The sequence below is a fragment of the Sphingorhabdus sp. genome (genome assembly GCF_050921905.1).
GTDB lineage: Bacteria > Pseudomonadota > Alphaproteobacteria > Sphingomonadales > Sphingomonadaceae > Sphingorhabdus_B.
Genome location: NZ_CP050888.1, coordinates 1,277,355 through 1,298,071 on the forward strand (window position 1 = coordinate 1,277,355; position 20,717 = coordinate 1,298,071).

General features: G+C 56.3%; 21 protein-coding genes and 1 tRNA gene. 10 read left to right on the top strand and 12 right to left on the bottom strand.

Annotated features, from left to right (window positions below):
* Window positions 1-78 precede the first annotated feature (78 nt).
* From HEQ18_RS06050 to HEQ18_RS06070, 5 genes are all read left to right on the top strand, one after another.
* Entirely contained in the window at window positions 79-711 is a 633-nt protein-coding gene (locus tag HEQ18_RS06050) for a phasin family protein (RefSeq protein ID WP_432815909.1), read from the top strand.
* 217 nt (window positions 712-928) lie between these two features.
* Window positions 929-1,258: an ATP-dependent Clp protease adapter ClpS gene (gene clpS, locus HEQ18_RS06055; RefSeq protein WP_432815910.1), complete on the top strand. Its 330-nt coding sequence runs from the start codon at window positions 929-931 to the stop codon at window positions 1,256-1,258.
* A complete protein-coding gene (locus tag HEQ18_RS06060) occupies window positions 1,255-1,473 on the top strand; it encodes a DsbA family protein (RefSeq protein ID WP_432815911.1) in 219 nt (72 codons plus the stop codon). Before clpS ends, HEQ18_RS06060 begins: the two co-directional genes overlap by 4 nt.
* Window positions 1,474-1,509: 36 nt before the next feature.
* On the top strand, window positions 1,510-2,790 hold the full coding sequence (gene murA, locus HEQ18_RS06065; RefSeq protein ID WP_432815912.1) for a UDP-N-acetylglucosamine 1-carboxyvinyltransferase: 1,281 nt from the start codon (window positions 1,510-1,512) through the stop codon (window positions 2,788-2,790).
* Window positions 2,791-2,868: 78 nt separating this feature from the next.
* Window positions 2,869-3,501 carry a LuxR C-terminal-related transcriptional regulator gene (locus HEQ18_RS06070; protein WP_432815913.1) on the top strand — a complete coding sequence of 211 codons (633 nt, stop codon included), beginning with the start codon at window positions 2,869-2,871 and terminating at the stop codon, window positions 3,499-3,501.
* Between the two features lie 102 nt (window positions 3,502-3,603).
* Here HEQ18_RS06070 and HEQ18_RS06075 read toward each other — a convergent pair whose 3' ends face one another.
* The 5 genes from HEQ18_RS06075 to HEQ18_RS06095 form a co-directional block, all read right to left on the bottom strand.
* Window positions 3,604-3,867 (bottom strand): ribbon-helix-helix domain-containing protein, encoded by a 264-nt coding sequence (locus tag HEQ18_RS06075; RefSeq protein WP_432815914.1) that lies wholly within the window; start codon window positions 3,865-3,867, stop codon window positions 3,604-3,606.
* Window positions 3,845-4,567, bottom strand: a complete 723-nt coding sequence (gene phbB, locus HEQ18_RS06080; protein WP_397605114.1) for an acetoacetyl-CoA reductase — start codon at window positions 4,565-4,567, stop codon at window positions 3,845-3,847. The genes HEQ18_RS06075 and phbB overlap by 23 nt, the downstream gene beginning before the upstream one ends.
* A 125-nt stretch (window positions 4,568-4,692) precedes the next feature.
* Complete coding sequence (hemH, locus tag HEQ18_RS06085; protein WP_432815964.1) at window positions 4,693-5,691, bottom strand: ferrochelatase; 999 nt, start codon at window positions 5,689-5,691, stop codon at window positions 4,693-4,695.
* Window positions 5,691-7,967 (bottom strand): molybdopterin cofactor-binding domain-containing protein, encoded by a 2,277-nt coding sequence (locus HEQ18_RS06090; protein WP_432815915.1) that lies wholly within the window; start codon window positions 7,965-7,967, stop codon window positions 5,691-5,693. Before HEQ18_RS06090 ends, hemH begins: the two co-directional genes overlap by 1 nt.
* Window positions 7,964-8,938, bottom strand: coding sequence for an Mrp/NBP35 family ATP-binding protein (locus HEQ18_RS06095; protein WP_432815916.1), 975 nt, complete (start codon window positions 8,936-8,938; stop codon window positions 7,964-7,966). Before HEQ18_RS06095 ends, HEQ18_RS06090 begins: the two co-directional genes overlap by 4 nt.
* Window positions 8,939-9,009: 71 nt before the next feature.
* On the opposite strand from HEQ18_RS06095, the gene hflK reads away from it, so the two are divergent.
* From hflK to HEQ18_RS06115, 4 genes are all read left to right on the top strand, one after another.
* The gene (gene hflK / locus HEQ18_RS06100; protein WP_397605111.1) at window positions 9,010-10,128 is read left to right on the top strand and encodes a protease modulator HflK; all 1,119 of its coding nucleotides are present in this window, start codon (window positions 9,010-9,012) and stop codon (window positions 10,126-10,128) included.
* A complete protein-coding gene (gene hflC, locus HEQ18_RS06105; protein WP_397579609.1) occupies window positions 10,125-10,970 on the top strand; it encodes a protease modulator HflC in 846 nt (281 codons plus the stop codon). Before hflK ends, hflC begins: the two co-directional genes overlap by 4 nt.
* Window positions 10,971-11,087: 117 nt before the next feature.
* Window positions 11,088-12,584 (top strand): trypsin-like peptidase domain-containing protein, encoded by a 1,497-nt coding sequence (locus tag HEQ18_RS06110; protein WP_432815917.1) that lies wholly within the window; start codon window positions 11,088-11,090, stop codon window positions 12,582-12,584.
* A 40-nt stretch (window positions 12,585-12,624) separates the two neighbouring features.
* Window positions 12,625-13,830 carry a M20 metallopeptidase family protein gene (locus HEQ18_RS06115; protein ID WP_432815918.1) on the top strand — a complete coding sequence of 402 codons (1,206 nt, stop codon included), beginning with the start codon at window positions 12,625-12,627 and terminating at the stop codon, window positions 13,828-13,830.
* Between the two features lie 266 nt (window positions 13,831-14,096).
* Here HEQ18_RS06115 and HEQ18_RS06120 read toward each other — a convergent pair whose 3' ends face one another.
* From HEQ18_RS06120 to HEQ18_RS06130, 3 genes are all read right to left on the bottom strand, one after another.
* Window positions 14,097-15,338, bottom strand: coding sequence for a dipeptidase (locus tag HEQ18_RS06120; RefSeq protein ID WP_432815919.1), 1,242 nt, complete (start codon window positions 15,336-15,338; stop codon window positions 14,097-14,099).
* Between the two features lie 66 nt (window positions 15,339-15,404).
* Window positions 15,405-16,979, bottom strand: coding sequence for an L-aspartate oxidase (nadB, locus tag HEQ18_RS06125; protein WP_432815920.1), 1,575 nt, complete (start codon window positions 16,977-16,979; stop codon window positions 15,405-15,407).
* Window positions 16,979-17,896, bottom strand: a complete 918-nt coding sequence (locus tag HEQ18_RS06130; RefSeq protein WP_397605106.1) for an ABC transporter ATP-binding protein — start codon at window positions 17,894-17,896, stop codon at window positions 16,979-16,981. The genes nadB and HEQ18_RS06130 overlap by 1 nt, the downstream gene beginning before the upstream one ends.
* 138 nt (window positions 17,897-18,034) lie before the next feature.
* Between HEQ18_RS06130 and HEQ18_RS06135 the strand changes: the two genes are divergently transcribed.
* The gene (locus tag HEQ18_RS06135; protein ID WP_397605105.1) at window positions 18,035-18,229 is read left to right on the top strand and encodes a zinc-finger domain-containing protein; all 195 of its coding nucleotides are present in this window, start codon (window positions 18,035-18,037) and stop codon (window positions 18,227-18,229) included.
* Window positions 18,230-18,259: 30 nt separating this feature from the next.
* Here HEQ18_RS06135 and HEQ18_RS06140 read toward each other — a convergent pair whose 3' ends face one another.
* The 4 genes from HEQ18_RS06140 to rplI all read right to left on the bottom strand — a co-directional run bounded on the left by HEQ18_RS06140 (window position 18,260) and on the right by rplI (window position 20,714).
* Window positions 18,260-18,961: a Crp/Fnr family transcriptional regulator gene (locus tag HEQ18_RS06140; RefSeq protein WP_432815921.1), complete on the bottom strand. Its 702-nt coding sequence runs from the start codon at window positions 18,959-18,961 to the stop codon at window positions 18,260-18,262.
* Window positions 18,962-19,087: 126 nt separating this feature from the next.
* A tRNA-Met gene (locus HEQ18_RS06145) sits at window positions 19,088-19,164 on the bottom strand.
* Window positions 19,165-19,240: 76 nt separating this feature from the next.
* Window positions 19,241-19,747, bottom strand: coding sequence for a 2'-5' RNA ligase family protein (locus tag HEQ18_RS06150; RefSeq protein WP_432815922.1), 507 nt, complete (start codon window positions 19,745-19,747; stop codon window positions 19,241-19,243).
* Between the two features lie 289 nt (window positions 19,748-20,036).
* Window positions 20,037-20,714, bottom strand: a complete 678-nt coding sequence (gene rplI, locus HEQ18_RS06155) for a 50S ribosomal protein L9 (RefSeq protein ID WP_432815923.1) — start codon at window positions 20,712-20,714, stop codon at window positions 20,037-20,039.
* Window positions 20,715-20,717 lie beyond the last annotated feature (3 nt).

The window sequence follows — 20,717 nt, forward strand, 5'->3', positions numbered from 1 at the left end:
GCACTGCACCATTTTTTGTTGACATAGTTTGTATTTGCTTTATTGTGCAGTGCAACACAACAGAAATGGTGCTTACACATGACGCGCAAAACAGAAATCAATGTCCGGGTGAAAGCTGCAAAAGTTGCAGCGCCAAAGGATGTGGCTGTGAAAGCTGCTCAGAGCATCGTTGCGAAGACAAAGGTTGAAACACCTGTGGCTTCGTCGGCCCCCGATAGCATGTCTGTTGAAACAACACCCTTTGCTCAAGGAGTATCCATCATGACTGACACTGTTAAAGCCACCGCAGAAAAAACCGCTGAAAAGGCGACTGAGTTTTTCGCTGACATCCGTGAAAAGGCAACCGAGGCCGCCGAAAAGGGCAAAAAGTTTGCTGCTGAAGCCGTCGAATTCAACAAGGCAAATGTTGAAGCCGTCGTTGAAGCAGGCAAGATTGTTGCCAAGGGTACTCAGGAAATCGGCAAGACCAACATGGAATTCGCCAAGAAGAATTTCGAAGAAGTCCAGGTTGCCGTGAAGGAACTGACTTCGGTCAAGTCTCCAACGGATTTCGTCAAGCTTCAGGGTGAACTGGCCCGTAAGGGTTTCGACACTGCCGTTGCACAAGGTTCGAAGAACACTGAAGCGATGGTCAAGCTGGTCAGCGAAATGTTTCAGCCAATCTCGAACCGCATCGCGGCGACGACTGAACTCTTCAAGAAAGCTGCATAAGCTTTCGAACGACATTGCATCGGTGGGTCATGCACCTGCCACTTTCTCTCTCCTCCTTTTGGTGGCAGGACGACGCGATCAACCGGTGCAATTCCACAAAGGAGCCGTCCTTTCCGTTAAGGAGAGGGCGGTTTCTTTTTGGTGCAAGAGAATAGATGACGAACGGGGCTTGCAGAGTCCCCCTCCTCTACCCTATTTTAGGCGCATGCAGATTTCCATGGCGCAAGATGATGACGATAAAAATGGCGGCAGACCTGGTGTCGGCCTCGCCACGCGCACGCGCCCGAAAACCCAAAAACCAAGCCTGTATAAGGTGCTATTGCTGAACGACGATTACACGCCGATGGAATTTGTCGTGCATGTCCTCAAGGCGTTTTTTCAAATGGATACGGATCAGGCTACGCGGGTTATGATTCATGTTCATCAAAAAGGCGTCGGCGTTTGTGGCATTTTCACCTATGAAGTGGCTGAGACCAAGGTCACACAAGTCATGGACTTCGCGCGGAAGAATCAGCATCCGCTGCAATGCACGCTTGAGAAGGATTGAGTAAGGCTGCCTTGATCGTGGGCATTTCAATCGCCGCCCGCGCCACGCGGATCAGATGGACGCACTCGTGCAATCGAAAGGCAGAGTTGATAGCCAATACCGAAGCCGCCGCAAAACGGGGCGCATTTGGCGTACCGACCTTCTTTGTGGGTGAAGAGATGTTGTGGGGACAGGAACGGCTTGGGCAGGTTGAGGCGGCGCTCACCAAATCCTAAGTTGCGCCGTATCCAATTCCCGCTAAATACGCTGCGATGGATAAGATAATCGTACGTGGCGGCAACGCGCTCAAAGGCAAAATTCCGATTTCAGGTGCGAAGAACAGCGCATTGACGCTGATCCCCTGCGCGCTGTTGACGGATGAACCGCTGACGTTGCGTAATTTACCCCGCTTGGCCGACATTGACGGGTTTCAGCATCTGATGAACCAGTTCGGCATTTCGACAACGGTTGCAGGGTCCCGCCCCGAAGATTTCGGCCGCGTTATGACGTTAGAAGCTACGCGGATTACCAGCAACGTCGCGCCTTATGACCTTGTGCGTAAAATGCGCGCCTCCATCCTGGTACTTGGCCCGATGCTGGCGCGCGCTGGTGAAGCAACCGTTTCGCTGCCGGGCGGATGCGCGATCGGCAACCGGCCGATTGACCTTCACCTCAAGGCGCTGGAGGCTTTTGGTGTCGAGATTGAAGTGGCGGCCGGCTATGTCAAAGCTATTGCCAAAAAGGGTATTCCGGGCGGCACATATACCTTTCCTGTCGTTTCCGTCGGCGCGACCGAAAACGCCCTGATGGCGGCCAGTCTCGCGAAAGGCACGTGCGTATTGCACAATGCAGCGCGGGAGCCGGAAATTGTTGATCTGTGTAATATGCTCGTGGCCATGGGCGCTCAGATCGAAGGCATCGGCACATCGGATATCATCATTCAGGGTAAGGACCGCTTGCATGGCGCGACTTACCGCGTGATGAGCGACCGAATCGAAGCGGGCAGCTACGCCTGTGCCGCCGCTATCACTGGCGGTGATGTCGAGCTGGTCGGCGCAAAGGCCAGCGAGATGGACGCGACGTTGGATGCATTGCGTCAGGCGGGCGTGAAGGTCGAAGATACCGGAACCGGTATTCGCGTATCTTCAGACGGCAAGCTTAAGCCGCTTACCATTTCCACCGCGCCTTATCCCGGCTTTGCCACCGATATGCAGGCGCAGTTCATGGCAATGCTCTGCATGGCAGATGGCGCCAGCGTGCTTACCGAGACCATATTTGAAAACCGCTATATGCATGTGCCCGAACTTAATCGGATGGGCGCGCATATCGAAACCAAGGGCCGCACGGCAATTGTCCATGGCGTCAAAAAGCTGACTGGTGCGCCTGTCATGGCAACCGACCTGCGCGCGTCGATGAGCCTTGTGATCGCTGGATTGGTAGCAGAGGGCGAAACGCATGTCAGCCGTCTCTATCACCTTGACCGTGGCTATGAACGGCTTGAGGAGAAGCTTCAGTTGGTCGGCGCGGACGTCGAACGCGTCGGAACCGAATGAGATATAATCGGCATATATTGGCGCATGTAACGCTGGAACAGTTGCCAACTGTCGATTTGTGCGACATCTTAAAGCCCAGTGAAATCTGAACTTTTCTCGAAGGCACACAAAGCCAGCAACCATCGCGTTTTGGATTCGATTCGTTTTAGCCCGATTGCAACAGTCGTCAGCGACCCCACTCAAACGGACAATCCCCTGATTGCTGTTAACGCTGCGTTCTGCGCACTTACGGGATATAGTGAGTCAGAAGTGATTGGGCGAAACTGCCGGTTTTTGCGAGGTCTCGACACGGAAAATGGTCAGACCGAGAAATTGCGCTCGGCGGTCTATGAACAACGCCCTGCCTTGGCTGAGCTTATCAACTACCGCAAAGACGGGTCACCCTTTCGCAACGCGGTAATTATTGCGCCATTATTTGATGCAGACGGAAAGCTGGAGCTTTTCGTCGGATCGCAAATTGAGGTTCTGCCGGAAGAAGAGAGCATTGGCCTCGTGCGGCAGCAGAATGCGGCACAAATTGTTGATCGTCTTTCGCCACGCCAGCGCGAAATATTGCAGCAAATGGCGCGCGGTTTCCGCACAAAGCAAATAGCCTACCGTCTTTCACTCAGTGAAAAAACGGTTCAAATGCACCGCATGTTGATGTTTAAGAAGCTTGCAACTTCAAACGCCGCCGACGCGGTGAGAATTGCTGTCGAAGCGGGTCTTTGATCCGGCCTTATTGGTGCAAGCTACCAGCCATATTTGCGATAACTGCGCAGGCCCTAAGACGCAGTCTGTTTCAACCCGCCACATCTCACATGTGGCGGTTCTTTATGCCCGCGCCATAAGCCAGAGGCGGATGGCGCTTGCAAGACCACAGGGCGTTCGCGATTCAAGTCGCGCGACATCAATCTGCGCGACCAAAGCATTGACCGGCAGGCCATCGGCCTCCGCAACCGTCCGAAGCCGGTCCCAAAATAAGGGCTCAAGACTGATTGACGTCTGATGCCCGGCTACGGTCATGCTGCGTTTGACAGGTGGGTGATACAACTCGCTCAAGCTCGAATGGCCATCAATACATGTGCTGGCCACCATTGATCGACAAGGTCGATCCGGTGATAAACCCTGCATTGTCGCTGGTGAGAAATTCGACGCCACGCGCAATTTCTTCGGGCTGCCCGAGACGGCCAACGGGAATTTGCGCGACAATCTTCTCCATCACATTTTCAGGAATGGTCGACAGCATTTCCGTGCCAATATATCCCGGCGCGATGGCATTCGCGGTCACGCCATGTCGTGCGCCCTCCGCCGCAAGGGATTTTGTAAAGCCATGAATGCCCGATTTGGCCGCGGCATAGTTCACCTGGCCGATTTGCCCTCCTTGGCCGTTGACGGAGCCGATGTTGACGATGCGTCCCCATTTGCGCTCACGCATGCCCGCAAACACTGCCTTGGCCATGTTGAAGCAACCAGTAAGGTCAACGCGGATAACCTCGTCCCATTGTTCAAACGTCATTTTAACCATTGTCGCGTCCCGCGTAATACCCGCATTGTTGACCATGATGTCAATCTGGCCATATTCGGCCTCAATAGCGGCGCAGGCATCAATGCAACTTTTATGATCGCCTACGTCCCATTTTCGAACGGCGATACCATTACGCTCTGCAAAGGCCTGGGCTGCGGCATCATTGCCGCCGTAATTGGCGATGACCAAGCGGCCTTTTTCTTTCAACTTTAGGCTAATCGCCTCCCCAATGCCTCTGGTCCCCCCTGTAACCACTGCCACTCTTGTCATGTACCGCTCTCCTCGTTCAATATTTTTGACGATGATTACCGCTCATGTCCGCAAGCGCAAGTTGCCGTTAACGTTAGTCAAAAGAATTCATTAGGCGCTGGATCAGATGTCAGGGTCAGGACCACTTAAATCCAGCCAGCCAGTTCACGACGGATGATGCGTTCTACCATGTCCATGCCGACATCACTGTCGTTCAGGCATGGTAGGTAAGCGTAATGCGTGCCGCCTGCTTCTTCGAACTGCTCATGGCCCTGCATGGCTAATTCTTCGAGCGTTTCGAGGCAATCGACGGAAAAACCGGGCGCGAAAATTGCAACCTTTTTGGTCCCTTCACGCGCCAAACGCATCAGCGTGTCGTCGGTTGCGGGTTCAAGCCATTTTGCACGACCGAAACGTGACTGGAAACTGACGACCAATGCGCGCCCCATCGCCTCAGACAGCAAACGCGCCGTTTTCTGGCAATGGCAATGATAGGGGTCCCCCAATTGCAACGTGCGTTCGGGCATTCCGTGGAAGCTGATAACGATAGCGTCGGGTTCGAAATCAAGCCCGGCGAGCGAAGCCTCAATCGACGTTTTCAGTGCAATGATATAGGCCGCGTCATCATGATAGGCCGGCAAAGTCCGTATCGCCGGGTGCCAGCGCATAGCGGTCAGCGCAGCATAGGCCTCATCCAAAACAGTCCCCGTCGTTGCGCCGGAATATTGCGGATACATCGGCGCGATCAAGATGCGGTTGCAACCGGCTGCCTTCATGGCGGCAAGCTGATCAGCAACCGACGGGTTGCCATAGCGCATAGCGTAGCGGACATCAGCACTATCGCCCATGCGCGCCTGAAGCGCATCAGCCTGTCCAGCGGTAAAAAACGCCAGAGGCGAACCCTTGTCAGTCCACACCTTTGCATAGGCCTTGGCAGATTTCTGGGGACGCGTATTCAAAATGATGCCGCGCAAGATCGGCTGCCAGATGATCGGCGGAATTTCGACGACGCGGCGGTCGGATAGAAACTGCTTAAGGTAGCGTTTCACAGCAGACGTCGTCGGCGCGTCCGGTGTCCCCAAATTTACAAGCAACACCCCAATTTTTGGCGTTGCCACAGGGGAGTGATCAATCGGTAATGTCATCATAGTCCTCTGGACAATAAGGGTAATTCACGCAGCCTGATACCGGCTGCGGAGAAAAGGGCATTGGCAATCGCGGGCGCCACGGCGGGAACGCCCAATTCGGAAACGCCGCCCGGCGCTTCATCATTGCGCGCAAGTTCCACCGTTATTTCGGGCACATCAGCCAATTTAGGCAGGTCGATATCGCGCAACCGCCGTGCGGTGGGAAGCCCGCTTTCAAAGTCGGTAGCAGATCCCAAGGCTTGCGCCAATCCAAACAGTATGCCGCCTTCAATCTGCTGACGCGCAAGGTCTGGGTTAATCAAGCGGCCACAATCGGCCATCGCGTGAATGCGGTCAACACGCACGCCAGTCTCGCTATTGCGAGCCGTCACAATGACGGCAATATGGCTGCCGCGCATGCTATGGCAAGCGATGCCACGCCCGCTGCCCGACACGCCGCCATCCCAGCCAGCCATGGTCGCCACACCTGTTAGGCATCGCGCCAAGCGTGTCTGCCCAACCAGCATCTGCATACGGAACGACAATGGTTCAACCCCTGCCTTATGCGCCAGTTCATCGATAAATCCTTCAACGAAGAAGCAGTTATAGCTGTTGGCAAGGCCGCGCCATGGGCCCGTCGGCATGGGCATGGACACTGGGAAATGGTCGATACTGATATTTGGTATGGCATAAGGAATTTGCGCGCCTTCCAGCGCAAGCACATCATATTGGCCGGATGCCGATTTACGCGCCTTGTCGGTCTTCTGTCCATCAATCCGATAGGCCAACTCACGCATACTGGACGCTGCGGCGACACGAACCGCAAGGCCCGTCACCGCGCCATCCGCATTCATGGCCGCCGAAAGCCTGCCCAAAGCTGGGCTACGGACGTGATCGCGGACGAAATCTTCTGGCCGGGACCACGTCAATTGGACGGGTCTGCCCACTGCCTTGGCAATCACCGCCACTTGCGCAGATATGCTGTTGTCGAAATTGCGGTCAAAGCTGCCACCGGCCATCACGGGATAGTGAACAACATCATCCGCACTAATCCCAATGGCCTGCGCAGCAGCCAGTCGCGCGGCCGCTGGCGCTTGGGTCGCGAGCCATAATTGTAAGCGCTGATCGCGAAAATATGCGGTTGCCGAGCGTGTCTCAATCGGCGCGTGCACGGCAGCGCCGACGGTATATTCCGCTTTGAATATGCGCGCGCCCGCTTCCGGTGCCATGGCGGCATCAACATCCCCCAATTTGGTCGCGCGAAAACCGGGGCCTTCGGCAATTGCGTTGGACAAAGACTGCGCAATTTCGGTGCTGTCTGCCATCTGGCCCTTGGTGCGGAACACGGGTGCCATGGCATCGAGGGCATTGTTTGCCGCCCACCAATTGCTTGCGACCGCCGCGACCCAGTTATCGGTCTTCACCACCTGAACGACGCCACGCATGTTCAGCGCAGCCTTCTCATCCGCAGACAACAGGCTGGTGTTACCGGCTGGACCGGCGCGAACCGACGCAAACAACATGTCGGGCAAACGGACATCGCCTGCAAAACTCACACTGCCGTCAACCTTGGCCGAAAGGTCAAGGCGCGGTGCATCGCGTCCGGAAAGGCGGTTGCGCGCCGACGGGTTGAGTGGAATGGGCGACGGCGCATCAAGCGCCGATGCCTCAACCACCAATTCTGCAAAGGGCAAGCGCCGTTTGCCTGCAATGACAAAGCCACGTTCGGTTCGGCATTGCTCCCATGCAATGCCCCAGCGGGCTGCTGCTGCCTGACACAATATAGTCCGCGCCGCAGCGCCAGCTTCGCGGCACGGTCTTTCGAACTGCCGGATCGACGACGACCCGCCAGTCACCACGAAGGTGTCGCGACGGGCGATTTCGTTTATGCTGCTTGCAACGGGACCAACATCCACATCGAGCGCGATATTTTCTGGCAAGAATGCAGTCGCCCACGCGCGCGCCAAAAGTGTGTTGGCAAAGATCGGGCTAGCAGAAACAGGCTGCACCGCGACCGAGCGCCAGTCCGCCCCCAATTCACCAGCCACGATCTGCGCCAGCGCGGTGTATACCCCTTGGCCAGACTCGCTCTGCGGGATGGCGATAATGACTTTGCCATCCTCCGCAATTTTCAGCCATGGGCCGAAAAGATGCTCACCATCCGCCGCACGCATGTTTGGCGCATAGCGACGCGGCCACAGGCCCCATGCCACCAAAAGTCCTACACCTGCGCCGCCGCCAATCAGCAGTTTCCGGCGGCTTATGCCATCCTTTGCTGCAAGCGCTTCATTCATGCAGCGGTCTCTTTCGGCGAGTCGATCCAAGTGGCGACCTGCCGCGCTATCGCAGCATAAGCGTCGCTGATCGGGCCTTTACCCAATGCAGGCGGCGTGCCAGCGTCGCTTTCGACGCGAATTTTGATGTCGAGTGGTATCCGCCCCAAGAACGGAATGCCCAATTCCTTCGCCGCCGCCTCTGCCCCACCGGAACCGAAAGGATCGCTCATTTCCCCGCAATGTGGACACAGATATCCGGCCATGTTTTCAACAAGTCCAATGATGGGCACTTTTGCGGTGTCGAAAAAGCTGATGGCGCGCATCGCATCAATCAGGGCAAGGTCCTGCGGCGTGGAGATAATCACGGCACCGATGGGCTTGTGCTTTTGGATCATCGACAATTGAATGTCGCCTGTGCCGGGCGGCATATCGACCACGATGTCGCGGACATTGCCCCATTTGGCATCGACAAGTTGCGACAGCGCATTACCCGCCATTGGCCCGCGCCACGCAATTGCTTGCCCCGGATTAACCAATTGCCCCATCGACAGAAACGGCACGCCGCCTGCGCCCATGACAGGGATCATCATCTTGCCTTCCGCTTCGGGCTTCACGCCCTCCACACCCATCAATCTCGGCTGCGACGGGCCATAGATATCTGCGTCCACCAGGCCAACCGAGCGGCCAGAGCGTGCCATGGCAATGGCAAGGTTTGTCGACAGCGTAGATTTGCCCACGCCGCCTTTGCCGCTCGCCACCGCAATCAGGCGCGGGGTGATGCGTTCGGCGGTTAGCATGATGCGCACCGATTGCGCACCGGCCTGCGTGGCTGCCGTGCGGACATCCGCTTCGATCTCCACGCGCTGCTCTGCGTTTAGGCCGGACACGTCAAGCATCAGCGAAGCCGCTTTATCTGCGACCTTCAAACCGCTTGCGCGGCTTCCTACGACAGCAAAAATGGCATCATAAATTATAGCAAAATCGGACATGAATTGTCGAATAGATTCAGAATTGCGGGATTGACACTGTTTTTCTGAGAAACCGTTCCTATAAAGGTTTTATGAGCACCAAATTTGACAAGCAGGGACCCGTAATTTTGGCAGCAGATGGCAAAGGACCGTGGGATTCGCCCGATACCGGGGAAACAAGCGGCACAAGCAACCCAACAGGACGCGGAGGCGGATCGAAGCCCGATCCCGTTAACCCGTGGGACCCAACACCCGAACCCGCCGGACGCACCCGTTCGCGCGGCCCATCGCTTGAGGATCTGCTGCGCAGAAAAGGCAGTGGATTTAGTGGCTTGCCGCAACGCCCCGATGGCAAAAGCTGGTTCCCGCTTATCATTGGCGGCTTGGTGGCGTTGTGGCTGGTGTGGACGAGCGTGCATCGGATTGGCCCCGAACAAGAAGGCGTCGTGACGCAATTGGGTAAATATTCGCGTATATTGCAGCCTGGAATCCGGTTCACTTTACCTGCGCCACTGCAAAGCGTGACGAAAATTGACACGCAGCAGATTCAGACAACATCCGTAGGCTCGCCAAAGGCAAGCAGCGAGAACCTGGTTCTGACGAAGGACCAAAGCATCATCGACATGGCTTATGACGTCCGCTGGTCAATTAAAGAGCCGGAGTTGTACCTGTTCCAACTCGACAGCCCGCAGGAAACGGTCAAAGAAGTCGCCGAGAGCGCGATGCGCGCTGCGGTCGCCAATTATGATCTGACGCAGGCCATTGGCCCGGGCCGTGGCGCAATCGAGATCGAGGTGCGTCGCCGGATGCAGCAGGTGCTCGATGAATATCGGGCTGGTGTGCTAATCCAGAGCATTTCGATTCGCCAATCGGACCCACCAGCCGAGGTTAATGACGCCTTCCGTGAAGTGAACGCGGCGCAACAACGGCGCGAAAGCTATCTGAACGATGCCCGCGCTTATGCCAGCCGCGTGACCGAGCTTGCATTGGGTGAAACCGCCGAATTTGACAAAATTTATGTGCAATATCGTGAGGCACCAGAGGTCACCAAACGCCGGCTATATTATGAAACCATGGAGCAAGTGCTGGGCAAGGTTGACAAGACCGTTGTCGAAACCGGCGGTGTCACGCCTTACCTTCCCATTCCCGAATTTCAGAAAAGAACGGCTCCAAAGGCCGAGCCCGTGACCGTGACAGGGACCAAGCAATGACCAGCAGCCTTCTTCGCAATCCGATGTATCTCGCGATTGGCGCGATCGGTGCGCTCATATTGATGAGCATGTCGGTGAACGTCGTTCCCGAAACGCAACAGGCCATTATCAGCAGCTATGGTAAGGTCGACCGGATCGTAAACCCCTATAAACCGGGCGAAAAATTCGGCGAAACACGTGCTGGGCTTACCTTCCGCATACCCCTTGTCGAACAGATCCAGATGATCGACAAGCGCGTCTTGAGCGTTCAGATGGAGCAACAAGAAGTGCTCTCGACGGACCAATTGCGCCTTCAGGTTGATGCCTTTGCCCGTTTCCGTATCACCAAGCCCGCCGTGATGTACCGCACAATCCGCACCGAAGATCGTCTGCGTGACCAATTGCGGACGATTTTGGGTTCATCGCTGCGCAACGAACTTGGTAAGCGGACCTTTGTCGCGTTGCTGAGCGCGGAACGCGGCGAAGTCATGGAGAATATCCAGACAGCGCTTAATCGCGAAGCCAAAAAATATGGCGCAGAAGTCATTGACGTGCGCATTAAGCGTGCCGACTTGCCAGCCGCAACGTTGCAATCGGCGTATAACCGCATGCGCAGCGCCCGAAATCAGGAAGCTATCGCCATCGACGCCGAAGGCCAAAAGGAAGCGCAAATTATCCGCGCTGACGCTGAGGCCGAAGCCGCCCGCATCTACGCTATAAGCTATGGCAAGGATCCGGACTTCTACGATTTCTACCGTGCGATGCAAAGCTATCGTCAGACGTTCCAGAATGGTGAAGGCGCAACCAATATCATCCTGTCGCCGCAAAACGCCTATCTGGAAAAATTCCGTAAAGGCATTTAATCGACGGAGATATGATGTTGGTCAGTTGGATCGCCTCCATTCAATCGGCGTTCAGCTTTGCCACGCCAACGATGAACAGATTTTTAGGGCGCTTGCCCAGTTGAATAGACGAGAGGAATGTTATCCGTGCGTTACGCTTATGCAGTTACCACCGCGCTTTTGATGGCTGGCGGCGCAGTTGCTTTAGTCAATGGCAACCCAGTTACCGCGCAAACCGGACTGGCGGTTTCCGAACAGGTCAATCTCGCCCCCGGTGGCGCGCCATCGAGCTTTGCGGATCTTGCCGCGCAATTGCAGCCAGCGGTCGTCAACATCGCGACACGTCAAAAGGTGCAGGTAGCCACCAGCCTGAACCCGCTGACGGGCGAACGCCGCCCCGTCACGCAGGAACAAGCCAGTGGCGGTTCAGGCTTTCTTATTTCAAGCGATGGTTACATCGTGACGAACAATCATGTTGTGGCCGGTGGCCCGGCTGGCGACGCCGTTGACCGTGTGACGGTGACGCTTTTCGACGGCAAAGAATATCAAGCCGAAATCGTTGGCCGCGATCCATCATCGGATATTGCTTTGCTCAAGATCCGCGCTTCCGACCTGCCCTTTGTCAAAATGGCAGATTCCAAGAAAAGCCGCGTGGGTGATTGGGTCATCGCAATCGGCAACCCGCTTGGCCTTGGCAACACGGTAACCGCAGGGATCATCTCCGCGCTTCAGCGTAACATCGGCGCTGGCGGCGCCTATGACCGCTTCATTCAAACCGACACCGCAATTAACCCAGGCAATTCCGGTGGCCCTTTGTTTAACCTGAAGGGTGAAGTCATTGGCATCAACAACCGCCTGATCTCGCCTGTCGGCGCAAATATTGGTGTCGGGTTTGCAATCCCAGCAGACGAGGCAATACCAGTGATTGAGTCCTTGAAAAAAGGCGTTCGGCCAGAGCGTGGCTATTTGGGCATCAGCATCCAGCCGGTTAGCGAAGAGGTTGCCGACGCCCTTGGTCTTGAAAAGAACCGTGGCGAGTTTGTTGCACGTATTGTTGCGGGTGAGGCAGCGGACAAGGCTGGCCTGAAAGAAGGCGACATTGTGCTGCGCGTTAATGACCGTGAAGTGACGCCTGAGGCGACATTGTCCTACATCGTCGCCAACATCAAACCCGGCACGCGAATTCCGCTCGACATCTTGCGCGAAGGCAAGCCTATGAAGCTGACCGCCACGGTTGGCGTTCGTCCACCGGAAGAGAAGCTGGCGCAACGCAACTTCAACCCAGAGGAAAATAAAGACTTCGACAAGCAAACCGATACGCCTGATTCCAAGGTCATTCGTGATGCTCTTGGCCTTAGCGTCATTCCATTGGACGCCGAAATCGGACGTGCGCTTGGCATGACAGCCGACGTAAAGGGCGTTGTCATCGACGTTCCGGGTGCTGGCACTGGCGCGCAGGTTGGTTTGCGGCGCGGTGACGTCATCGTGTCCGCAAATTATCGCGACTTGAATACAGCCGCCGGACTCGCCGCTGCCGTTAAGGATGCAAAGGCAGCCGGTCGCACTGCGATCTTGCTGGGCGTCAAACGGCGCGGTGCGGCGACGCAATATGTGGCGGTCCGTTTGGAAGACTAAAGACTGTTGTCGGGCGCGCCAGGCTGGTGCTAGTTAAGCTATGGACTTAATCAGCACCGACTGGCGCGCCGACGCCGAACATATACTTCCCGACCTTATCGACCTGCGCCGGGCCATTCATGCCGAGCCGGAATTGGGTCTGCAAAATCCCAAGACATTGGCAAAAATAAAGGCCGCGCTTGCTGGCCTCCCGCTGGAGCTGCGGGAAGGGCCATCAACCACTGGGCTCATTGCGACCCTGAAAGGCCCTGCAAATGGCCGCACGGTGTTGCTGCGCGGCGATATGGATGCACTGCCGCTGCATGAGGATACCAGCCTTGCATATAGCTCGCTGACCGAAGGCGCGATGCATGCGTGCGGGCATGATACCCATGTCGCGATGCTGGTGGGTGCAGCCAAAATGCTATGTGCCAAACGCGATCAATTGTCGGGTACGGTGCAGTTCATGTTCCAACCGGGCGAAGAAGGCCATCATGGCGCACGCTTCATGCTGGATGATGGCCTGATTGACCCCCTACCCGATGCCGCCTTTGCCTTGCACATCATGCCCAACGCGCCCCGCGGGGTGTTTAGTGGGCGCAGTGGTCCGTTACTGGCATCTTCCGATGTGCTGACTATAGCCGTCAAGGGCGCTGGCGGCCACGCCTCCATGCCGCATGACGCCATCGACCCCATCCCCGTCGCTTGCGAGATCGTTTCGGCCATCCAGACAATGGTGACGCGCAAGATTTCGGTATTCAATCCTGCCGTTGTCACCATCGCCAAAATATCGGCGGGCACCACCGACAATATCATTCCCGAAACCGCAGTTTTGCTGGGCACCATCCGCACATTGTCGGCACAATCTCGCGCACGCGTGGCCGAGGAATTGCACCGCCTTGCCCCCGGCATCGCCGCCGCCCATGGTTGCAGCGCGGAGGTGCATATTGAACAGGGCTTCCCCGTCACCGTCTGCGACGACCGCGCCGTTCAGCTTGGCAAATCGGTGGTCGAGGATATGTTCGGCCCCGAAAGCTGGATCACACTCGACACGCCCATCATGGGTGCAGAGGATTTTGCCTATGTCCTTGAAAAAGTCCCCGGCGCGATGTTCTTCTTAGGCGCGTCACACGAAGGCGACGACTGGCGCACCTGCTGCGGCCTGCACTCCAACCGCATGGTCCTCGACGACAGCGTCATGGCCAAAGGCGCCGCCCTGCACGCCGCCATCGCGGAGCGGTACCTGGCCGACGGGTTTGCTGCCTAGGGTCAGGACCTATTAAATCCACCTTCGCGGCGTCAAAATGGCAAAGATATCGAAGGAAAATGTCCGCCGCAGGCAGTCGTTCTGCCTGCAAGGGCATTTCGCTTTGAGATCGAAGCCATTTTAACGTCCGAAGGATTTGACCCATTTTGTCCATTGCCACGTTGGCAAAGCTAGACTTAGAACCACTAAGCCTGCGCTTTGCCGCCTTGCACTGAACAAAATGGCCTCAAACCGCGAAGGTGGATTTAATAGGTCCTGACCCTAAATTACTTACCCGCCGCTTTCTCCACGCCGCGCATCACGCGAAGGACATTGCCTTGTGCGATTTTAGCGAGGTCGGCCTTCGAATAACCACGGCGGACGAGTTCGGCGAATAAGGCGGGATAGGTTGAGACATTTTCTAGGCCAACCGGCAGTTCGTCCACGCCGCCAAAGTCACCGCCAATGCCGATATGGTCGATGCCTGCCACCTTGCGGATATGGTCGATATGGTCGGCCACTTGCGCCAGCGTTGCCTTTGGCTGCGGGTTGGCGGCAATCCATGCGTCAACAGCCGCCTTTTCGCCGACGGGATTGCCGGAAAATTCGGTCTTAGCGCGCCCTGCAACGGCGGAGCGTTCATATTCCCACTGACGCCGCGCGGCCGAGGTGAAGCCCGGCACGAAGGTGACCATCACCACGCCGCCATTTTGCGGCAGGCGCTTCAGGACCGAATCGGGCACGTTGCGCGGGTGCGGTGTGACCGCGCGGGCGTTACTGTGCGTGAACAAGACCGGCGCAGTGCTCTTATCCAACACATCGTGCATCGTTGCCTCTGACACATGGCTGATGTCGGCAATCATCCCCAGATGGTTCATTTCCGCGAGCACTTCAAAGCCAAAGGGCGACAATCCGTTATGCTTTGGCGCGTCGGTTGCGCTGTCTGCCCAATCGTTGGTCAGGCTGTGTGTGAGGGTCATGTAACGCGCACCAAGCGCATAGGTCTGCCGCAGGATTTCCAGAGAACCGCCAATGGAATGCCCACCCTCCATGCCAATAAGCGAGGCGATTTTGCCCTTTTTCATCGCCGCCTCAACCTCTGCCGCTGTTGCGGCATAGGTAAATGTTTCGGGATATCGCGCCATCATTTGCCGGACGACATCGATCTGCTGAATAGTACGTGTCACCGCCTCATGCTTGGGCAAAGCGGCATCAACGTAGACCGACCAATATTGCCCCCCCAAATATCCGGCGCGCGCATTTTTTATGTCGGTGTGGGTTTTGGCGAGCATGTCCGCCGGCAATGCAGTCAGGTCGAATTTCGAAAAATCCCTGTCAAACAACGCTGCAATCTGGTGCGGTGTGTCATTATGGCCGTCGATGATGGGCGATTTGGCCAGCACTTCGCGCGCGGTTTCCTCGGGCGTTGCGGCGGCGACAGGGACCGCCATTGCCGCCAGCAGCGCCAGGGCAGACACATGCCAGACTTTACGCAGGTGAAAAGCTGCGACTTGATTTCGAACGATCATAATAGCCTCCAAATAACCAGATGAGACACTGCCTGAAGTTTCTATCTGCAGGAAAGTGTTTTGTGCCTATGGCATTAAAATCGTGTCGACCGCTTCTTTTGCCATTTTGGGATAATCGAGCGTAAAGTGCAGCCCCCGGCTCTCATGCCGTGCCAGCGCAGACCGGATAATCAAGGCGGCAACCTCGACCAAGTTGCGCAGTTCTATAAGGTCCGGCGTGACGCGGAAATGGCTGTAATAATCCTCAACCTCACTGCGCAGCAAATCAATGCGGTGCTGCGCGCGCTCCAACCTTTTTGTCGTTCGGACGATGCCCACAAAGTTCCACATGAACTGCCGGATTTCGCGCCAGCATTGTGCAATCACGACCTCTTCGTCGCTGTCGGTCACGCGGCTTTCGTCCCACTGCCGAATCGGCGGCGGGGGCGGCAGGCTGTCCCAATTGGCGTCGATATGGCGGGCGCAAGCATCACCGAAGACGAAGCATTCAAGTAAGGAGTTAGATGCCAGACGGTTGGCACCATGCAGGCCGCTTTGCGTCACTTCGCCTGCGGCATATAGGCCTGGCGCGTCGGTTCGGCCGTCCAGATCCACAATGACGCCGCCGCAAGTATAATGCTGCGCTGGCACCACCGGGATCGGCTCGCGCGTGATGTCGATACCAAGGCCGAGCAGCTTTTCATAAATGTTCGGGAAATGGCTTTTTACAAATTCCGGTGGCTTGTGGCTGATGTCCAGATGAACATAATCCAGACCGTCGCGCTTGATTTCGGCGTCATTGGCGCGGGCAACAATGTCACGTGGCGCTAGCTCTGCGCGATCATCATAATCGGGCATGTAACGATGCCCCGTTTTCGGATTTTTCAGGATTCCGCCCTCGCCGCGCACCGCCTCTGTTATCAGGAAATTCTTGACCTCAAGATTGTAAAGGCAGGTCGGGTGGAATTGCATGAATTCCATATTCGACACGCGGCATCCGGCGCGCCACGCCATGGCAATGCCGTCACCAGTCGCACCGCGCGGAGCCGTGGAGTATAGATAAGTGCGGCCAGCGCCGCCGCTCGCGAGAATGGTCGCACGCGCAGTGAAGGTCTCGACCTGGCCCGTTTTGCGGTTCAGCGCATAAACGCCGTGGATGCGGCCTGAGGTTGAAAAGCGTTCCTGGTTCCTACCCAAAATCAGGTCAACGGCGACCATGTCCGGAACCAAACTGATATTGGGATGCGCTCTGGCCGCCGCTTCCAACGCTTGCTGGACGGCCCAACCGGTGGCGTCGTCCACATGGACGATACGCCGGTGGCTATGTCCGCCCTCGCGGGTCAAGTGCCAGTCATTGCCCTCCAGATTGAATGGCACGCCAAGCTTTGCCAGTCGTTCAATCGCGAGCGGCGCATTCTCCACGACAAATTCAACCGTGGCGCGGTTATTCAGCCCCGCGCCTGCGACCATCGTATCCTCGATATGGTTGGCAAAATTATCGCCAGGCTCCAGCACGGCGGCAATCCCACCCTGCGCCCAAGCAGTTGCGCCATCGGAAATGGAACCCTTGGCCAGCACCGCAACCTTGCGCGTTGCCGCCAGTTGCAACGCCGCCGTCAACCCCGCCGCGCCCGACCCAATGATCAGTACATCCGCTTCCATCAAGCGGCGCTTGTCAGGCGGAGGAAGACGTCTTCTAGGTCAGCCTCCTTGGTGGTTACGTCGACGATGCCCAAGCCAAGGCCTTGGATCACTAAAAGCACTTCGCCTGCATTCATGCGGTCTTTGTTGTAGGTAATCTCAATTGTGCGCTCGCCAAGCAGTTCCGTTTTTTCAAAGGCCTCATGCGTTGGCGCACTGGTTACATCGCGGTCCAGCGTTAATAATACTGCCTTCTCACGCGCCATGCCGACCAGTTCGCGCGTCGGCTTGTTGGCAATCAACTGCCCATGGTTGATGATCGCAATGCGGTCGCACAATTGCTCGGCTTCTTCGAGATAATGGGTGGTGAGCACAACCGTTACGCCTTGGCGGTTCAGTTCCTGCACATAATCCCATAATTGCTGACGCAGCTCGATATCGACACCCGCCGTTGGTTCATCAAGCACGATGACGGGCGGCGCATGAACCATGGCTTTGGCGACCAGCAAGCGACGCTTCATGCCGCCCGACAGGGTCCGCGCATAAGCATCGGCTTTGTCCTCCAACCTGACGGCTTTCAACAATTCCATCGTCCGCCGCTTTGACTTGGGCACACCATAAAGACCCGCTTGCAACTCAAGCGCTTCTTTGGGTGTAAAGAATGGGTCGAACATAATTTCCTGTGGCACAATACCAATGGACGCCTTCGCGTTGCGCGGATGGGCGTCGATGTCAAACCCCCATATCGATGCGCTGCCCGATGTCTTCATCACCAGCCCGGCCAAGATGTTGATCAACGTGGATTTGCCAGCACCATTGGGCCCAAGAAGGCCGAAAATCGACCCTTGCGCCACGTCAAAACTGACATCGCTTAACGCTTGTTTTCCCCCTGCATATTTTTTGGAGAGGTTATGGATTGAGATAGCTTGTTCAGACATGTCTGTTCGATAGCGAACGCATGGTGACAGCGCAATCACATGGACTCCGTCCGCTGGAATTTCGTGACCGCGCGAATATCGTTACGTCTCTATTTCTCACCCGTTGCAGCCACGTTGCGGCTTTGCTAAGCGGCGCACATGAACATTTACGCCCCCGAAATAATCCGAGTCCGCGAATCGCGCGTCGCTTGCGACGGCAGTGGAGATATTCCCGCCGCATTGGGCCACCCCCGAGTCTGGCTTCAAATTGATGAAAAAGGCTATGTCGATTGCGGCTATTGCGACCGGCATTTTGTGCTTATCGGCGGTCCGGCGGATGATATTCCCGGCTAAACCCCACGCAAAGCGTTCTTAAACCGCCGCTCAGGCAGCATCCGAAAGATCCTGAAGCCGCGCACGGTCGCGTATGGAAACGGTCCGGCGGTCTGGCAGATGGATAACACCATCGGCTTTTAATCTGGAAAACTGACGACTTACGGTTTCAATCGTTAGCCCCAAAACGTCGCCAATTTGCCGACGATCAAGCGGCAATTCAAATGCGTCCAATGCACCTTTGTCAACCTTGCAGCCCGTTTCGCCGAGCCGAACAGACATTTCGAGCAACAAAGTCGCGATCCGTTCCGTCGCGGTTTTCTTGCCGAGCAGCAGCATCCATGCATGCGCACGATCAAGTTCATTCAACGTCCGGCGCAGCAACTTATGTTCCAGCTCGGGATGCTGGCGCGCGAAGCTGTCAAAGGTAGACCGCGAGAAAATGCACAATTCGGCATCGGTTAGCGCGGTCACGCTATACGGGCTTTGCTGGCCAAAGGGCCGACCAATAAAGTCCGATGAAAAAACAATCCCTACAATCTGCTCGCGGCCATTGGACATGCTCATCGAAACCTTCAGCACGCCTTCGATGACATTGGCGACGACGACGGCGTCATCACCCTCCCAAAATATGGTTTGCCCCTTGGAAACTTTTTGCTTGCGGCCCAGTCGACCCAATAGCTCAAGCTCGGCTGTTTCGAGCCCGGCGCAAATTGCGCGGTTCCTTACAATACATTGGGAACAATCTTCCATGCCCTTATCATAGCCAAGGCTGCAAAGCGCGGCAACTGCTCAAAGCACGTCTGCATAATGTCAGTCTGTTGCTCTTTTACAGATCGCTCTGCTGTCGGGGTTGCCCCCAATTACGCACAAGAAATATGGTAGCGAAGGAGGGACTTGAACCCCCGACCTATGGATTATGATTCCACCGCTCTAACCAGCTGAGCTACTTCGCCATCCTAGCGTGATTCCCAGCATTTGCGGGGAAGCACGCGGCGCTATAAGCGCGGGGGGTATATGGGTCAAGCATTGTCAGCCGCGAAATGACCATCTGCCGATATGCTCCCACGGCCCGCCGCGATAATAATGCGCGGATAGGCCCGAAATGGCCAGCGGACGCGGACGGAAGTTGTCCAACAGATGCGCGTGGAGTGCCTTGGCGACGGGCGGCTCCACCTTGTTCTGGACCGTGATGTGCAATCTGGGCTGCGCCTGATCTTGCGGGATCAGCAGCCCGCGAAAACTGTCGGCCAACGCCGCCCGCATCGAGAGCAATTCAGGACTATCGACACGAAATGCGACCGCCTTACCCAGCAGCATGATATCGCCCAGAAAGGCCACAGGCGCTGGATAATCCGCAACAAGCCACGCCAAGCGCGATCTGATTTCGGGCAGATGGCTTGGCGGCAAATGGTGGAACAAGGTGATGTGCGCATCAACGAAATTGCGCGCGGCGGGAAAATGCGCGCGGCGTAGGCCATTTGCCCATGCCTGGTCCGCCTTGCCCATGTCGGCGGTGATGATGATGGGTGCGGTCATGGGGTGGGTTTAGAGGAGCGAATGTCTCGCCGCTACCTCTCACTGTGTCATCCCCAACTTGATTGGGGATCCATGGTCAAATTTGTAGTTTTTTTTTCGAGTGGTCAGGGCCATGGATTGACCTTACGGTCACTGCGTTCCCCGCGTGCGCGGGAATGACAAAGAGTGAGATTAATTGCGAACCTATTGCGTGGTCCTGAACCAAGTTCAGAATGACGTGCAGTGGAGGCACAAAAAAGCCGCCCTGTTTTGCAACAAGGCGGCGTTTTGTATGTAGCAATATGACGCCTTATGCGTCGTCGCTTGCCTCAGCCGAAAGGCCAGCGGCTTCTGCAGCAGCCTTGGCAGCCGCTTGCTCTTCGCGGCGCTTTGCGTTGGCAGCCGCTTCGGCAGCATCGGCTGCGTCAGAGGCAACTTCGGCTTCAACCTGTGCTTCGATAGCTTCAGCAGCGATCTCGGCCTGTTCGGCTTCGAACATCTGGTCAAGAACGTTAACACCGTCCTTCTGCAACTCGGCTTCGTCGTCCGAACGGGCCACATTGACCTGAACATTGACGGTAACTTCGGGGTGCAGAACAACCTTGACGCCAAATACGCCAAGCGTTTTGATTGGGCGTTCAAGCACGATCATGTTCTTGGAAACCTTGGCGTCCTGGGCGACCAGACCGTCAACGATATCCTTGACCGATACCGAACCGTAAAGCTGGCCAGTTTGCGAAGCCGCACGGATCAGAACGATCTGCTTGCCTTCGACACTGCCCGAAGCTTTTTGCGCTTCATCACGGCGGCTGGCGTTATCGCTTTCGATTTTCGCGCGGTTGGCTTCGAAAACCTTGCGATTGGCTTCGTTTGCACGGAGCGCTTTTTTGTTTGGCAGCAAGAAGTTACGGGCATAGCCGTCCTTCACGGTGACAACGTCACCAATTGCACCCAGCTTTTCAACGCGTTCGAGAAGTATGATATCCATGTT

What these genes read in the sequence shown, in the direction of transcription:
- murA (WP_432815912.1), top strand. Translation starts at nt 1,510, where the DNA reads ATGGATAAGATAATCGTACGTGGCGGCAACGCGCTCAAAGGCAAAATT.
- nadB (WP_432815920.1), bottom strand. Translation starts at nt 16,979, where the DNA reads ATGGAAGCGGATGTACTGATCATTGGGTCGGGCGCGGCGGGGTTGACG.
- HEQ18_RS06130 (WP_397605106.1), bottom strand. Translation starts at nt 17,896, where the DNA reads ATGTCTGAACAAGCTATCTCAATCCATAACCTCTCCAAAAAATATGCA.
- hflC (WP_397579609.1), top strand. Translation starts at nt 10,125, where the DNA reads ATGACCAGCAGCCTTCTTCGCAATCCGATGTATCTCGCGATTGGCGCG.
- hemH (WP_432815964.1), bottom strand. Translation starts at nt 5,691, where the DNA reads ATGACATTACCGATTGATCACTCCCCTGTGGCAACGCCAAAAATTGGG.
- clpS (WP_432815910.1), top strand. Translation starts at nt 929, where the DNA reads ATGGCGCAAGATGATGACGATAAAAATGGCGGCAGACCTGGTGTCGGC.
- HEQ18_RS06115 (WP_432815918.1), top strand. Translation starts at nt 12,625, where the DNA reads ATGGACTTAATCAGCACCGACTGGCGCGCCGACGCCGAACATATACTT.
- HEQ18_RS06140 (WP_432815921.1), bottom strand. Translation starts at nt 18,961, where the DNA reads ATGGAAGATTGTTCCCAATGTATTGTAAGGAACCGCGCAATTTGCGCC.
- hflK (WP_397605111.1), top strand. Translation starts at nt 9,010, where the DNA reads ATGAGCACCAAATTTGACAAGCAGGGACCCGTAATTTTGGCAGCAGAT.
- phbB (WP_397605114.1), bottom strand. Translation starts at nt 4,567, where the DNA reads ATGACAAGAGTGGCAGTGGTTACAGGGGGGACCAGAGGCATTGGGGAG.
- HEQ18_RS06075 (WP_432815914.1), bottom strand. Translation starts at nt 3,867, where the DNA reads ATGGTGGCCAGCACATGTATTGATGGCCATTCGAGCTTGAGCGAGTTG.
- HEQ18_RS06110 (WP_432815917.1), top strand. Translation starts at nt 11,088, where the DNA reads ATGTTATCCGTGCGTTACGCTTATGCAGTTACCACCGCGCTTTTGATG.
- HEQ18_RS06120 (WP_432815919.1), bottom strand. Translation starts at nt 15,338, where the DNA reads ATGATCGTTCGAAATCAAGTCGCAGCTTTTCACCTGCGTAAAGTCTGG.
- rplI (WP_432815923.1), bottom strand. Translation starts at nt 20,714, where the DNA reads ATGGATATCATACTTCTCGAACGCGTTGAAAAGCTGGGTGCAATTGGT.
- HEQ18_RS06095 (WP_432815916.1), bottom strand. Translation starts at nt 8,938, where the DNA reads ATGTCCGATTTTGCTATAATTTATGATGCCATTTTTGCTGTCGTAGGA.
- HEQ18_RS06050 (WP_432815909.1), top strand. Translation starts at nt 79, where the DNA reads ATGACGCGCAAAACAGAAATCAATGTCCGGGTGAAAGCTGCAAAAGTT.
- HEQ18_RS06090 (WP_432815915.1), bottom strand. Translation starts at nt 7,967, where the DNA reads ATGAATGAAGCGCTTGCAGCAAAGGATGGCATAAGCCGCCGGAAACTG.
- HEQ18_RS06150 (WP_432815922.1), bottom strand. Translation starts at nt 19,747, where the DNA reads ATGACCGCACCCATCATCATCACCGCCGACATGGGCAAGGCGGACCAG.
- HEQ18_RS06135 (WP_397605105.1), top strand. Translation starts at nt 18,035, where the DNA reads ATGAACATTTACGCCCCCGAAATAATCCGAGTCCGCGAATCGCGCGTC.